The sequence below is a fragment of the Candidatus Neomarinimicrobiota bacterium genome (genome assembly GCA_041862535.1).
Lineage (GTDB): Bacteria > Fidelibacterota > Marinisomatia > SCGC-AAA003-L08 > TS1B11.
Genome location: JBGVTM010000013.1, coordinates 1 through 14,744, shown reverse-complemented (window position 1 = coordinate 14,744; position 14,744 = coordinate 1). Strand labels below are relative to the sequence as shown.

At 52.6% G+C, this 14,744-nt stretch carries 20 protein-coding genes; 19 read left to right on the top strand and 1 reads right to left on the bottom strand.

Annotated features, from left to right (window positions below):
- From ACETWG_00620 to sixA, 16 genes are all read left to right on the top strand, one after another.
- A partial coding sequence (locus ACETWG_00620; protein ID MFB0515091.1) for a hypothetical protein occupies positions 1-480 on the top strand: 480 nt, incomplete at its 5' end.
- A gap of 31 nt (positions 481-511) precedes the next feature.
- On the top strand, positions 512-973 hold the full coding sequence (locus ACETWG_00615; protein MFB0515090.1) for an SRPBCC family protein: 462 nt from the start codon (positions 512-514) through the stop codon (positions 971-973).
- Positions 974-1,345: 372 nt separating this feature from the next.
- Positions 1,346-1,786 (top strand): hypothetical protein, encoded by a 441-nt coding sequence (locus ACETWG_00610; GenBank protein ID MFB0515089.1) that lies wholly within the window; start codon positions 1,346-1,348, stop codon positions 1,784-1,786.
- Between the two features lie 192 nt (positions 1,787-1,978).
- Positions 1,979-2,419: a hypothetical protein gene (locus ACETWG_00605; GenBank protein MFB0515088.1), complete on the top strand. Its 441-nt coding sequence runs from the start codon at positions 1,979-1,981 to the stop codon at positions 2,417-2,419.
- Positions 2,420-2,649: 230 nt separating this feature from the next.
- On the top strand, positions 2,650-2,886 hold the full coding sequence (locus ACETWG_00600) for a hypothetical protein (GenBank protein ID MFB0515087.1): 237 nt from the start codon (positions 2,650-2,652) through the stop codon (positions 2,884-2,886).
- Between the two features lie 19 nt (positions 2,887-2,905).
- Entirely contained in the window at positions 2,906-4,216 is a 1,311-nt protein-coding gene (locus tag ACETWG_00595) for a hypothetical protein (GenBank protein MFB0515086.1), read from the top strand.
- A gap of 105 nt (positions 4,217-4,321) precedes the next feature.
- Positions 4,322-4,528 (top strand): hypothetical protein, encoded by a 207-nt coding sequence (locus tag ACETWG_00590; GenBank protein MFB0515085.1) that lies wholly within the window; start codon positions 4,322-4,324, stop codon positions 4,526-4,528.
- 89 nt (positions 4,529-4,617) lie between these two features.
- A complete protein-coding gene (locus ACETWG_00585; protein ID MFB0515084.1) occupies positions 4,618-5,103 on the top strand; it encodes a hypothetical protein in 486 nt (161 codons plus the stop codon).
- Positions 5,104-5,162: 59 nt separating this feature from the next.
- Positions 5,163-5,540: a hypothetical protein gene (locus tag ACETWG_00580; protein ID MFB0515083.1), complete on the top strand. Its 378-nt coding sequence runs from the start codon at positions 5,163-5,165 to the stop codon at positions 5,538-5,540.
- A gap of 15 nt (positions 5,541-5,555) precedes the next feature.
- Positions 5,556-6,056: a hypothetical protein gene (locus ACETWG_00575; protein MFB0515082.1), complete on the top strand. Its 501-nt coding sequence runs from the start codon at positions 5,556-5,558 to the stop codon at positions 6,054-6,056.
- A gap of 7 nt (positions 6,057-6,063) precedes the next feature.
- Positions 6,064-6,240, top strand: a complete 177-nt coding sequence (locus ACETWG_00570) for a hypothetical protein (GenBank protein ID MFB0515081.1) — start codon at positions 6,064-6,066, stop codon at positions 6,238-6,240.
- Between the two features lie 22 nt (positions 6,241-6,262).
- On the top strand, positions 6,263-7,114 hold the full coding sequence (locus ACETWG_00565; GenBank protein ID MFB0515080.1) for a hypothetical protein: 852 nt from the start codon (positions 6,263-6,265) through the stop codon (positions 7,112-7,114).
- Positions 7,115-7,196: 82 nt separating this feature from the next.
- Positions 7,197-7,430 (top strand): ribbon-helix-helix protein, CopG family, encoded by a 234-nt coding sequence (locus ACETWG_00560; GenBank protein ID MFB0515079.1) that lies wholly within the window; start codon positions 7,197-7,199, stop codon positions 7,428-7,430.
- On the top strand, positions 7,417-7,680 hold the full coding sequence (locus ACETWG_00555) for a type II toxin-antitoxin system RelE/ParE family toxin (protein ID MFB0515078.1): 264 nt from the start codon (positions 7,417-7,419) through the stop codon (positions 7,678-7,680). Before ACETWG_00560 ends, ACETWG_00555 begins: the two co-directional genes overlap by 14 nt.
- A gap of 385 nt (positions 7,681-8,065) precedes the next feature.
- On the top strand, positions 8,066-10,090 hold the full coding sequence (locus ACETWG_00550; GenBank protein ID MFB0515077.1) for a PQQ-binding-like beta-propeller repeat protein: 2,025 nt from the start codon (positions 8,066-8,068) through the stop codon (positions 10,088-10,090).
- Positions 10,091-10,150: 60 nt separating this feature from the next.
- A complete protein-coding gene (gene sixA, locus ACETWG_00545; GenBank protein MFB0515076.1) occupies positions 10,151-10,627 on the top strand; it encodes a phosphohistidine phosphatase SixA in 477 nt (158 codons plus the stop codon).
- A 6-nt stretch (positions 10,628-10,633) separates the two neighbouring features.
- On the opposite strand, the gene ACETWG_00540 is transcribed toward sixA, so the two are convergent.
- Entirely contained in the window at positions 10,634-12,052 is a 1,419-nt protein-coding gene (locus tag ACETWG_00540; protein ID MFB0515075.1) for an MATE family efflux transporter, read from the bottom strand.
- A 274-nt stretch (positions 12,053-12,326) separates the two neighbouring features.
- Between ACETWG_00540 and ACETWG_00535 the strand changes: the two genes are divergently transcribed.
- The 3 genes from ACETWG_00535 to ACETWG_00525 all read left to right on the top strand — a co-directional run bounded on the left by ACETWG_00535 (position 12,327) and on the right by ACETWG_00525 (position 14,674).
- Positions 12,327-13,865, top strand: a complete 1,539-nt coding sequence (locus ACETWG_00535) for a hypothetical protein (GenBank protein MFB0515074.1) — start codon at positions 12,327-12,329, stop codon at positions 13,863-13,865.
- Positions 13,866-14,075: 210 nt separating this feature from the next.
- Positions 14,076-14,303, top strand: a complete 228-nt coding sequence (locus ACETWG_00530) for a DUF433 domain-containing protein (protein MFB0515073.1) — start codon at positions 14,076-14,078, stop codon at positions 14,301-14,303.
- 8 nt (positions 14,304-14,311) lie between these two features.
- Positions 14,312-14,674, top strand: coding sequence for a DUF5615 family PIN-like protein (locus ACETWG_00525; protein MFB0515072.1), 363 nt, complete (start codon positions 14,312-14,314; stop codon positions 14,672-14,674).
- The last annotated feature ends 70 nt before the right edge of the window (positions 14,675-14,744 follow it).

Genomic DNA, 14,744 nt, shown 5'->3' with positions numbered 1-14,744 from the left:
GCGGCCTTTGCGGAAGAGTTCAGCGTCCTCTCCCGGGCCTACCGCCAGGGTGTACCGGTACTCGACAGCCTGATCACCGCCTTTCTCAGCGATTACGAGCGGGGGCACATGCCCAAGCCCATGCGGCTGCACCTGGCGATCGGCTCTCAGTCAAGCGTGTGGGATGCAGCCGTACAGTCCGGAGCCCTGGAGATCCTGGACGTCGACCTGATCTTCCAGCTCTCCAGCTATTATTCCTTCAAGAACCTGGTCAATGACGAATTCATCAGCTTCCGGCGACTCACCGAGCAATATGTACTGCCGAACCTGGATAAGCGCAGCGAGGAGTTTTATCATACCGAGACGAAAGAGTTCAAAGAGAAATACCGCTGGTATCTGGATTCCATGCGGATTCTCAGAGAGTACACGCACCGGGTCCAGGAGATGACGGACAGCCTGCTGGCCGACATCCAGCGCTACACGGAACTGGAAAACCGTTAGGTACCGCCGGTCCTGATTACAGCGACTAACCATGATCGTATTACGGGACACCGTCGAAATCAAGGCCTCGCCCGAGCAGGTCTTCGACTGGCTGGTGCACCTGGATGAGCATTACCTGGCCTGGCATCCGGACCACGTTCGCTGCCGCTGCATCAAGGGCCGGATGCAGGAGGCAGGATCGGTGGTACACGTCGAGGAGTACCTGCACGGCCGCCTGCACCAGATGAAGCTGCGTACGACCGCCATTGAGCCGAACCAGCATATCGACTACCGGGTGGCACCCGGCTTGAGGGGCTCATTCGATATTGAGCCAGAGGAGAACCATATCCTGTTTACGGCTGAACTGGGCTTCGGCACCCGCTTCCCGATCCTGAGCCCGCTTCTGGACTGGATGCTTTTCCGCCTGCTGCCGCGGCAAATCGCCGCCCTCCGCGAACACATGGCCGAGGAAGGGGCGAATCTCAAGCACTTACTGGAAAAAAGCGCTGCATAGCGCTGACTTCCCAGAGAAACCGAATCCGCTCCTCCTTCGACCCTGGCACCTGTCATAGGTGCGTCTTCAGCGAACCGGTCCGTTTTATCATCAAGCGCAAGATGCTTAAAGGCATCCGCAAGCGGGTGGAGGCGACCTGATTTTCAGGCAAACCATCAGCTTTCTGATAGAACTCTCAACTTTCTGACGGTATAAGGTACCAATCCAAATGCCGTTGGCGAGTTGATTCGCACTACTCCCTTCGATACTTCTCCCTCTATTCCCATCGGCACGTTGCTTCCTCCCGAAGCACTATGGCACATGGTTTGCCCTCTTATGGTTGGCGGCATTTCGGACAACCTTGAGGATGTGTAATTCAAGGAGAATGACCAAATGAAGACGACCGTTGTTTCCCTTCTTCCTATATTGTTGCTTTTCGGCGTGTTCCCGGCCTGCGATTCTTCCACTGAGTCGAAACCATGGAATGGCCAGGTCCAGCTGACCCCGATCAACGGCTGTCAGAGTGGAAGCCTCAGCAAAGCTTTTGTCGGAGACTCACTCTTCTCGTACCAGTTTGATGATGACCTGCTGCTCGACTTCCGCGTGACCGGCAACTGCTGTCCCGATTCGAACCGTTTCGTACTTGCGCATGAGATCATGGGCAAATCGATCACGATCATCGTCGCAGACACCGCCGCCGACCTGTGCTTTTGCACCTGCTCCTACCTTATCCACACCGAGTTCTATGATATGCCCGAGGATATGTACGTTGTGCACGTCGTGACCGATGACGGTGAGATCATTCACGCCAAGGAGGTCTGGCGCGTATTCTAACTTCAAGTAAAGGAGAATTCCGCCTGTTTCCTGCCCGACAAGGGGCGACGCTCCCACATCATGAGGGACAGAACCGCGGCTCTACCTTTAAGCTTCAGGCCATGTAATGTGTACTCCGGGATTTATCCGCTTGAATTTTCCTCTTTCATCCATTATTATTGAGCAGTTGGCATCGTATAGGTAGTGCAACGTATGAAACATCTATCACTGCTCATTATTCCAGTTACCATACTGCTTGCCGTGATCTTGTGTGAGAAATCCATCGAACCGGAGCCCTTAAGCGAAGAGTTCTTGCTCTACCAAGTGCCAGGCTGCCAAGGCAACTTGCAGAAATCAACTTTCGAGGATTCCTGCTTCAACTACCAGTTCGAAGAGGATCTAATCCTTGACTTCTGTGTATGGGGAAACTGCTGCCCGGATTCCAATCGCTTCGTGTTATTTGCTGAAATAAGAAATGATACCCTCGCAATTACGGTGCTTGATACGGCTGGCAGGGGATGTTGGTGCCTCTGTAATTATACCATCCACGCCGAATTCTCCGAACCAATTCTTGACCAATACTGGGTTGATATATACGCTGATACCGACTATGATACCCTCACATACCTGGAGCTTGTGCAGCGGTTAAACTGACACATTATGTTTGGGAGAGAATCAATGAAACTTGAAGTAGGGAGTTCGATCCTGTTGTTTTTACTATTGCTCTTTTATCAGAACTGTGATGAATCTACCAAACCGGCGACATGGGGTGGTGAATACCAGCTCTATCAGGTACCGGGTTGCCAAGGCAGATTGCAGAAAGCTGCTTTCGAGGATCCTGCTTCAGCTATCAGTTCGAAGAGGATCTGATACTGGACTTCTGTGTGTCAGCTAACTGCTGTCCGGATTCCAATCGCTTCACCCTCTCAAGTAAGATCAGCAAGGATCTTATTTCCATTACGGTACTGGATACCGCCAGCAAAATCTGCAGGTGCATTTGTCCCTACACAATTCACGCAGAATTCAACGATTTGCCCCGAGACTTTTACGACGTCCACATCACGGCAGATACCTATTATGACACCCTGATCTACCAGGAGAGTGTCCAGCGCAACCATTAACAGGGGAGAAGGAATCAGAATGATGAGACATATACTCACCGCAAGCCTGCTGACGGCCATTCTGCTTACCTTACCGGCTTGCGAGGAATCCACAGAACCGGAGCCGTGGTCAGGTGAAGTGTTGCTTCACGAGGTGGACGGTTGTCAAGCCCAATGGCTCGGGAAGTCGGCTCTGATAGACAGCTTCAGCTACCAGTTCGAAACTGACCTGGTCCTGGACTTCTTCGTCGAATCCAACTGCTGCCCGGACACGAACCGGTTCGACCTGTTCTCCAACATCACCGAGGATACCATTGCCATTACTGTGGTGGACACCGCCCAACACCTGTGCGACTGCATCTGTCCCTACCTCATCCACGCCGAGGTGACCGACCTTCCGCGAGACGAGTACATAGTCAAGGTGGTCTATTACGGAGAAGTGATCTACCTGGAGGCGGTGCAGCGGGATCTCTCAAGCGACCAGCCCCAGACAGATGTCAATTTAGCGTTCTACCTGCTTTTATCAGACACCTTAAACGCCTACGATGCCCTGGAACAATCCCTTGGCGACCTCATGTTGCAGGATAAGCCCATCCTTTCGATAGATGGGATAACCAGTTACCAGTGGCCCGATCACAGCTTCACTGTCACATCAAGCGCTTACAACCGGATGGAGGATATTCTGGGCGAGTACGCCTCGCATATCGATCTGCGGGGGGCCCCCTTCGTCATTGTGGTGGAAGCGGAGCGCGTTTACCTGGGTGCTTTCTGGAATCCTATTTCATCCATACCGCCGCCATGCCCATCGATCACCTTCCCGCCTTTGACAGAAGCGCCCCGGACATTACTCATCGCCGAACCCTGGAGGGATGCCTATCCAGACCAGCGCAGCGATCCGCGCATCTACAAGGCATTGAAGGCCGCCGGGGTGCTGAGAGACGACTACGCCACCCTGCAGAACCTGGAGGTGCGCTTCCTGAACGTTTACATCTGGCTGGACCTGATGCCGACAGTACCTATGGATACCAGCCGTTTCAACTGCCGGATCGACCTGGAGCTGTTCAACACCAGTACCGATAAGCATTTCTCCGGCTTGTCCATTCCCACTTGCACCGTGGAACTGGATTCCACCGGTGAATTCGTGGGCCTCATCGCTATAACCTCCGAATGGGACGGTCAGCTCGCGGCGGGTGAACGGGATACGATCAGGCTGACCAATGCCGACGTGTATCAGCCCCTGTCCATACCGGCCTGCAATGCCGACGTGACCGTCAGGCTCCGCGTCAACTACCGTTGGGAGGCTTCACAGGCCTACACTTCCGATCCCGTAGAATTCGAGTGTACCTATTAATGCCGCGGATTGGATCATCGATCTCGACTCCGCCGGGACGCCCCAGGAATAAGATACCGCCGGCCAAAGCCGTATATTTGCCCCAAAAAGGAGGCCCATATAGCCATGCTCAACGACATCCTGCTACACATCGGCTCCGCCATCATTATCGTGTGGGGAATAGCCCACCTGGTCCCGACCAGAAACATCGTCGCCGGATTCGGGGACCTCTCCCCGGACAACACCCGTATCATCACCATGGAGTGGATCGCCGAAGGACTGACATTCCGCGCGACTAGTACACCGTCAAAGTGGTCTATTACGGGGAAGTGATCTACCGGGAGGCTGTGCAGCAGGGCAGCTAACGGGTCTGGCTCTGGATCAGCTTAGATAAGAATCTGATGCTCATAGACCAGAGAAGCATGCGGCAAACAGAAATTCTAGCCCTCCTGACGGTATTTCTGACGGCCATCATTGCCTGTGACCTGTCAATCAATGGTCGGAAGGAAACGCCAGAAAGTGTCGCTTTTGAAAAGGTGGAAGGATATTATGTTTCTGACAAATCCCCTATCGCGTCCCCCACAACCCATCTCATCATAGAAGATCGGGAAGAATGGGACAGCATTTTCATTCCGAAGCCGCCACCCTATGACTCAACCCGGATCACGCCCGTTGATTTTGACGAAAAGATAGCCATCGCCATCATCAAGCACGGGAGCAGCTACTGGGAAATGGAGATGGATGAGGTTATTCTGGACGGACAGAAGCTGGCAGTCAAGTATAAGGCCGACTGTGTGGCGTATAATATGACCTGGACCGCTAATGTCCCATGTATTATCCAAATAAAGGAAATAGCTTATACTACCGTGTCATTTTTTGAAAATGACGAACTCGTAGGAAAATACTAGCAGTAACTATATAAAGCCGCATCCCCATTTACAACCCATAGGAGGAGTTACACATAGCCATGCTCAATGACGTCCTGCTCCACATCGGTTCCGCCGTCATTATCGTGTGGGGAATAGCCCACCTGGTCCCGACCGGAAACATCGTCGCCGGCTTCGGGGACCTCTCCCCGGACAACACTCGTATCATCACCATGGAGTGGATCGCCGAGGGGCTGACCTTCATCTTCATCGGCCTGCTGGTATCCCTGGTGACCCTATTGGGCTGGTCCCGGAACCACATCGCCATCATCGTCTACCAGACCTCCGCCGCCATGCTGGTGGTCATGGCCCTCCTGTCGCAGCTCACCGGCGCGCGCACCACCCTCCTGCCCATGAAACTCTGCCCCTACGTGAAAACGACGGTGGCCATCCTGTTCTTCCTGGGGAGTATGCTGTAAGTAATGGTCTTAGCTATGATAGAGCGGATTAAGCTCTTCTGTGTCCCGGTTGTGCTGCTATTTATTGTCAGCATTGCATGTGAGCAAGAATCAGCACCGGTAGCCAGCCTGGAGAATCTGGAGTTACGGTTCCTGAGTGTCTCGATATGGGCTAATCTGGGGCCGGTGATTCCCCCCGATCCTGTTAGATGCCATCTCGATATGGAGATCCAGAACACCAGCTGCGATCAGACCTTTGACGGCCTGTACGTACCCAATGCGACCGTCTATATCGATTCCACCGGTGAATTGCTGGGAGAAATACAGTTGACCACCCTCTGGGACACTCCAGACTGGGATGGCCACCTGGAGCCGGGCGAGTTGGATACGGTCAGGTTGATGAAGATCAGTATGAACACGCGCCCGTTTGAACCGCCATGCAATGCAGAAGTTTATCTAAAAATCTGGGTGCGAGAATCCTCAGATCAATCGATAGCCTTTACGACAGACAGCACCTCATTCGATTGCTGGGAATGAAATATGAATGGAACTCTGCCCAAATTCCCTGACTCGCTACTGTCCAGTCGTCAATGCCATGCTGGTGGTCATGGCCTTATTGTCGCAGCTCACCGGCGCACGTACCGCCCTCCTACCAATGAAACTCTGCCCCTACGTGAAGACAGCGGTGGCCATCCTGTTCTTCCTGGGAAGCGTGCTGTGAATCCAATGAGAATGGAAACATTATGTTAAGGTATTTCTATCCCGTCGCCCTCCTGGCCCTGGTGGCCTTCGCGGGCCTTTCTTGCGACCCGGAAACCGACAACCCCGGCCAGATCTATCCCCTCGCCGTCGGTAATACCTGGGAATACACCCGACAATGTAGCCTCTACTTCTACCAGGACAGCACGGAAACGCCGGTTTACACAGATACCTCCACCTATACTTCTGACGTTTCGGTCGTCATCACTGGCAAGGTAACCCTCCGGGAGGACCACAAGGCGTACGCTCTTTATTCGGAAGAAAACGCCGGCCCCTATACTCATTCCGGGGTCGATTATTATAACAACACCGATGAGGGCCTCTACCTCTATGCCTATGAACCGGGCGGTCTACTTGTTCTTCCCAAGACCCAAACGAGTGGTAGAATCCTATTCAAGGGCAGGACTTTCGGCAGTGTGCGGGAATTATCTGCTTACCTCCAGGCGGCCCTCCCCCTTCGCTTCGTCATGAATGACAGCATCTATTTCGAGGACCCGCCAGTGAAAGTGTTGCAGTATCCGCTGAAAGTCGGTGCGATCTGGACCTTCCGAGAAGCCGAAAATCCCTGGCGCATTGACAAGCAGGTTCTGGCCGAGGAAGATTTTCAGGCCCCCGCCGGTGAGTTCTCCTGCTACAAGATCCAATGGCTGTACGACTTTGACGAAGACGAGCAGTGGGATGAGGATATCACCGTGTTTGACTACATCGCGCCCGAGGGGCTGGTATACCGGGAAATCACCCTCACCGGCTCAGTATGGATGGATGAATACGGCAACAAAATGGGCTATTCCGACTATTTTGAGGAATACGCCCTGACGGAGGTCTCGCTGGAGTGAGGTGTTGCCTGAAGCCTCTGCTATGACACCATGATGTTATAATGCTTGACATTATAACGCCATAATGTTATATTCAAGGGCGGTGGGCACTGACGTCAAACGAACAACCATTTACTTGGATAGCCGACTCCACAAAGCCCTGCGGCTCAAGGCCGCCGAAACGGATCGCTCCATCTCGGACCTGGTGAATGAGGCGCTGCGGCTGAGCCTGGCCGAGGAACTGGAGGACCTGGCCGCATTTGATGAGCGCGCAGGCGAGCCGAACCTGCGCTTCGAGGATGTACTGAAAGACCTGAGGCGCAGTGGCCGGATATGAGCTGCTTATAAAACCCTCTGCCGTCAAGGAAATCGAGCTGATTGATGGCAAAAGGGTCCGCCGGAGGGTTGTGCAGCGAATCCGGGAGTTAGCCGAAGACCCCCGGCCGAAAGGATGCGAAAAACTCGCACGCCAGGAATGCTACCGGCTGCGGCAGGGACCCTACCGGATCGTCTACGCGGTGGATGATGAGCAGCACACAGTCCTGATTGTAAAAGTGGGACACCGGAAGGAGGTGTATCGCAAGTGAACCTCTACCTCGTCCAGCACGCAGACGTGCCACACCTGGAATTGGCAGCAGGGAGGACGTGCCACCTTTATAACGGAAAGCACCCAGCTCAAGGGCGCGGTTGATACAGTATCTACTTTCCCCCATTATTCCTTATTCATTGATTTTCAAAGGACATAGCCCTAGCTTCACTTCACATCATTGCCTATCATCTGCTGTGATATCGAAAAAAATATAATCAATTGATTCCTGCACGCATAAGGCTGGCAGCATATTGCCCTTGAGCTGTCAGCAAAGGAAAGGTCATGCAAATAGAATAGGGCTTAATATAGAATTATAAAGAATCAGCTCATCCCGTTAACAAAGATAATTGCAGATTTATTGTATGAGGTGCCAGGGGCCTTGTTTGGCACATGGTGTAAAATTCGATAGGTTGAAGATATTCTTTTTCGCAAATCAGTATAAAAAGGGGGGTATCATAAAAAAAGCCATTTACCTGAGGACAGGCCTTTTAATTCTATTATATCTCTGCCTGATGGTGGGCTGTGATCTGACTGAGCCCCCCGCTGATGAGGATGACACGACTGATGAGTATGATCCAACCCGGTTTGCCGGATTCTGGTTGGGCATGACAAGCCAAGATCTTCCAGTCTCCTTTCGTGTCACTGGAGCAGGTGTCATCGACAGCCTTGTCGCTCGCATAAGTATGTCGGCGGGATATGGCACCTGGTGTAGAGCCGATTTTCTATCCAGTATGACTGCCGCAATTGAGAAGGACAGCTTCGCTGCTAGAATCCGTTATCCAGGCGGAGATGTTTCCACGGTATTAAGCGGCGCTTTTTCGTCGGATAGCACAGCACATGGAGAATACGATGGATTCTCTGGAAGTTTTTCTTTCTTTTGTGGCGGTAATCTCATAATGGGATCTGGCTCACTATTCTCCACGGGTACCTGGGAGGCGAATAAAGGAATAATAATAGTAAATATCACATCTCCTCCCGCTGATTCAATTGTTTCAGGAACAATTGATATTAAAACTAACATTATGTCTATTAATGGCATAAAAAAAGTGGAATTCTATATTGATGATTCCCTCACTTATACTGACATTTCTACACCTTACAGCTATTCCTGGGATACAAATCAATACGATAACGGTTCCTATACAATCAAGGTTGTTGGCTATGACAAGGCAGGCCATACGGCTAATGACCAGCTTACAGTTATAGTAGATAATAAACTATCAATTTCTATAACATACCCTTATGATGGCGCGGATGTTTCAGGTAATATCGATATTACGACTGACGTTGATGCTCCCAACCCAATAAGCAAAGTAGAGTTTTATATTAATGAGAATCTTATATATACTGATACATCTTCACCATACAGTTATTCATGGGATACAAAACAATACGACAATGGTACGTACACAATTGAGGTTATTGTTTATGACACCGCTGACCAGACAGCAAATGACGAGAATACAGTTGCTGTAATTAATGCTAAATGGGAGTTCTTAACTGGTGGCGCTGTGGAGTCTTCACCGGCAATAGGTTCTGATGGCACAATCTATGTTGGCTCTTTTGATGATAAACTTTATGCCGTTAATCCCGATGGGACCAAGAAGTGGGAGTTTTTAACGGGTGGTAACGTTAGTTCTTCACCAGCCATCGGCGCAGATGGAACCATCTACGTCGGCTCTATTGATGATAAACTTTATGCCGTTAATCCCGATGGGACCAAGAAGTGGGAATTTTTGACGGGTGGTAACGTTAGCTCTTCACCAGCCGTAGGTTCCGATGGTACAATCTACGTCGGCTCTATTGATTATAAACTTTATGCCGTTAATCCCGATGGGACCAAGAAGTGGGAGTTCTTGACTGGTGATTATGTCTACTCTTCACCAGCCATAGGTTCAGATGGAACCGTCTATATAGGCTCCAATGATGGTATACTTTATGCCATAAATCCTGATGGGACAAAGAAATGGGAGTTTTTTACTGGTGTTAGGGTATTGTCCTCTTCACCGGCTATAGGTATAGATGGCACAATCTATGTTGGCTCTCTTCATGGTATACTTTATGCCATAAATCCTAATGGCACGGAGAAGTGGGGATTCTATACTGGTAGTTATATTTCTCAATCTTCACCGGCTATAGGTTCAGATGGCACAATCTATGTTGGCTTTCGCTCTTATTATACATCTGGTAATGGCAGCATTCGTGCCATAAATCCTGATGGGACAAAGCAGTGGGAGTTTTTAACTGGACGTCATGTGTATTCTTCGCCAACCATAGGCCTGGATGGAACCATCTATGTCGGTTCCTGGGATAAAAAACTTTATGCCATAACAGGCTCAGGCTATTTGACCGACTCCCCCTGGCCGATGTTTCATCACGACCAGCAACATACGGGAAGGCAAAAATAATTCTTAAAAGACCGTGCGCTAGGGAATCGAATTCCTATATTGTAACCACGAATTGTTATCATGAAACTATCCATGCACCTCTACCTCGTCCAGCACGCCGATGCCAGACCCAAGGAGGAGGACCCGGGGCGGCCCCTCTCCGATAAAGGTCAGGCCGACATCCGGAAGGTGGCGGCCTTCCTCTCCGAGCATAGTGCGGTGCGGGTTGGCCTCATCCTGCACAGCGGCAAGCTCCGCGCCCAACAGACCGCCGAGACCCTGGCCGAACACCTGCACCCCGGCAGTGTCACTGCCACCGACGGTCTCAGCCCCCTGGACGACCCCGCCATCTGGGCCGGCCGCCTGGCCGAAACCGATGAAGACCTGATGCTGGTCGGCCACCTGCCGCATATGAGCAAACTGGCCGCCCGCCTGTTAATTCAAAATGACGAGCGGACCGTGGTGCAATTCCAGATGGGTGGGGTAGTCTGCCTGCGGCGGGATGAGGTTGGTGCCTGGTCGCTACGCTGGATGATGGTACCGGAGCTGGTGAACTGAGGGGAGCTAAGCCGCGCCTTTCAAGGCCGGCTCAGGGGCTTCCTTAAGCACCTTATCCGGTCGGGGCCGGCGCTCGGCCTGGCGCAGGCTGGCACCCAGCCAGATCAAGCCCACCACCATCGATACCAGCCCGCCGCTGATCATTGCGAACCAGACCCATTCAATAGGCTTCTCGAACACATAGGTGAATATCGCCGCCAGAGGTGTGCCGATGGCTATGACCCGCAGAAAGGAAAGCACCATGAACGGCAGTCCCTTCCCGAGCCCCTGCATCACCCGGCCGCTGATAACGCCGATGGGCACGAAAGGAAAAATGAGCACTATGATGCGCAGGTAGTTCACACCATAAGCCAGGATCTCATCGCTGGGTTTGAAAATCTGCATAATGACGGGTGCGGAAGGGTAAATCAACACCACTGCCACCAGCCCGATCACCACCGCCCACTGGATAGCATAACGGACGATCTCGCGCAGCCGGCCATATTCACCGGCACCGTAAAACATACCCGCCAAAGTCACAACCCCGGTAGCAATGGCAATAACCGGCATGAAGTAGATCATCTCCACCCGGCCTGCGATCTGGTAGGCAGCCACGGCATACTGCGAAAAGCTGCTGAGAATCTTATTATATATCCCCTGTCCCATAGACATAAAGACAAAGGAAATGGAAGCCGGGACGCCGATTTGGAAAATGGCCACCAGGATGGCGGTCTTGAACTGGAAGTAGCGCAGGCGGAACTGAACGAAAGTGGACCGGCGCAGGAAAATCAGGTAAACAAAGGTGCTGAAGACGATCAACTGGCTGATCACCGTCGCGTACGCCGCCCCGCGCACTCCCAGACCGAATGCAAAAATGAATACCGGGTCGAGGATAATATTCAGCACCATTCCCATGCCCATGATCAGCATGGGACGCAGCGTATCGCCCTCACCGGCCAGAATTCCCCGGAAAAAGGCCGACAGCGTTGAAAAAATCATCCCCCAGCAGATCACCTGGAAATAGGACCAGGCCAGAACGGAGACATCTCCGCGGGCACCCAGCACAGACAGCAGCTGCGGCCCCCACGTGAGACCGATAACGACCAGCGGCGCACCAATGGCCAGTCCCAGTACCACGGCATGCTCAGCGGTGTTGTCCGCCCGGGCCTTATCCCGGCCACCAAGGGCCTGGGCCACCACCGCCGTTACCCCCGACGAGAGTCCCATGGTCATACCCATGGCAAAAAATACCAACGGCACATTGAAGGCCAGGGCGGTCACGGCATCCGGCCCCACCCAACCTACGAAAATCATGTCCACGATGGAATAGAACGTGTGGATCACTTGCCCTCCCAGGATGGGCAGACTGAGTGTCCACAGCGCCCTGCGGGGATGGGCCAGAAAATCAGCCACCCGGGAGCTAGCCTGTCGGCGTGCCTTGTGCATAGGGGCGAAACTTACGTTACCAGTCAGCCGTCAGCAATGACCGCATGAGTGCCTGCCCTGAGCTCGCCGAAGGGGCTTGCCCTGAGCCGAGTTTACCCTGAGCTTGCCGAGGCGCAGTCAGAGACCAATCCGTCGGCTGACGGATCACTCGATAATCATCATTGGAGTTGACTTCCATCAATATCTTATGTATCCTTGCAGCAGTTTTGTCAAGTCCAATAGCTTTAATTTTGCATATCTTTATAACTTGGTGACATAACGTAGGAACAATGGCGTGACAACAGGGAAGTTCCTGCCCAGAGGCCTGCTCATTATCCTTCTGGTATTCCTCACACCCTTCAACTGTGACTACCTCTTCGATATTGAACCACCCAGGATCGAGATTATCAAACCGGAGAAATGGGCTTCCTACTTCGGCACCCTGCCTATCGAGCTCAAGGTGACTGACAATCGCCAGGTTGAAAAGGTGGAAATCTTCTTCGACGATGAGTCCGCCCACATCTTTGCCAAAGAGCCTTTCGCCAGGAACTTTGACCTCACAGACCTGGGAGGCATACCCCAGACGCTGAAGGTTGTGGCTCATGACCGGGCGGGGAACTGGAGCGACACCGAGCGGGATATGATCCTTTCGCTCGGTTTCAGGATCACCTCACCCAACGGCGGAGAAATATGGCCGGCACAATCCACCCAAACTGTAACCTGGGATATTAGTGGAAACGTGGGCACATCGGTCAGCCTGGACTATTCCCTCTACGGAGGTGCCAGCTGGAGCTGGAATTCCATCACCGATAAAACCCCAAATAGTGGTTCGTACACCTGGGCCCTGCCTACGCTGTCCGAAACTAAAACGGCCTGCCGGGTGAGGGTAGCCAGCAAAAGCACCTATTATTCTGATATTTCTAATAATGACTTTACAATGACCCACTATTGGAATACCATTCTTATAGGTTCCTACGAACCACCTGACAGACCCGAGGATGTCTTTATCGCCGGGGACTATGCCTATGTGGCTTCCCGCGATAGCAGTCTTCAGATTATCGATATTTCCAACCCGGCCAGCCCCACCCTGGCCGGGTCCTATCCCCTGCCAGACATGGGCTTCGAGGTTTTTATCGCTGGCAACTACGCCTACTTGGCAAGTTATGCGGCCGGTCTTCGGATCATCGATATTACTGATCCAGCCAGCCCCACCCTGGCCGGATACTACGACACCCCCGGGTACTCCAATGGCGTTTTTGTCGCTGGCAACTATGCCTATATAGCCGATTATGGCCGTCTTGAGATCATAGACATTTCCAATCCGGCCGCCCCCGCCCTGGCTGGCTCTAGCAGGTCAGGCCGTGGGTTCGACGTATTTGTCTCGGGTAGCTATGCCTATGTGGCGGACGGGCAAAGTGGCCTTCGGATTATCGATATTTCCAATCCGGCCAGCCCCACACTGGCCGGATACTACGACACGCCAGGCAATGCTATAGGTGTTTTTGTCTCTGGCAGCTATGCTTATGTGGCCGATTATGATTATGGTGGCCTTCAAATTATTGATGTTTCCAACCCAGCCAGCCCCACCTTAGCCGGATCCTGCGACACGCCAGGTGAAGCCGTTAATGTCTTCGTCTCCGGTGACTACGCGTATGTGGCCGATTATGGCCAGGGTCTCCAGATTATCAATGTTTCCAATCCGGCCACATCCGCTTTGGCTGGTTCCTACAATACGCTGTACACTGTCGTCCGTAGCGTTTTCATTGCTGACAGTTATGCCTATGCGGCGGAGAGCACCAGCTTGCTGGTTATTGATATCTCGGGCTTGCCCTGAGTCGAGTTTACCCTGAGCTTGGCGAAGGGAAGGGGCTGCCGTGAACCAATCCAGGTCATTCCGCGACACCTGCTCCCTTTAAAGGGAAGGGGCATCACGAAGTGATAGGGGAGAGTTCTGAATAGCGATCTGCGGATAAACTAAGTAAGTTTAATTTATGGGCTGACAGCGAGGAAATAATCAGCGGGAAATAACTGAAAGAGGAAACACGTGCCGAAGCTGGACCGCATTACCGTTGATCCCAAGGTCTTTCAGGGCCAACCCTGCATCCGGGGCCTGCGGATTCCCGTTTCGCTAATCGTGAAACTGGTCTCTGCCGGAAAGACCCCCGATGAAATTATCTCAGACTACCCCGAACTTGAGAAGGAAGACATCCGGCAAGCCCTTGAGTTCGCCGCCTGGGTGACCACCGAAAAAACCTACCCAGTCATGGGCTGAGACCGAGCGTGAAATTCCTGGCTGATATGCCCATCTCGCCCAAAACGGTTGACTTCCTGAAGAGCCATGGGCATGAAGCCATTCGACTGGCTGATCTGGGCATGGCCGGGGCTGAGGATATGGAAACCGTAGACTATGCCCGCCAGCACGACATGGTGATCCTTACCATGGACTTGGATTTTGGCGGCCTTATGGCACAAAGGGCATGGGATAAACCATCGGTCGTAACCTTCCGGCTTGAAAATCCCGAAACGGCGCGGATTAATCGGATTCTACAGAGCAGGCTGTCAGAAATCGAGGCTGACCTGCAGGTAGGAGCACTGGTTACGGTGGCTGAGTTCCGCGTGCGGGTCAGGGCGTTGCCGATTTAGGCTCGCCATCATGAAATACAGAAGCGCTGTACCATCCCTCGCCCTTCTGCTCCTCTGCGGCTGCGCCTCC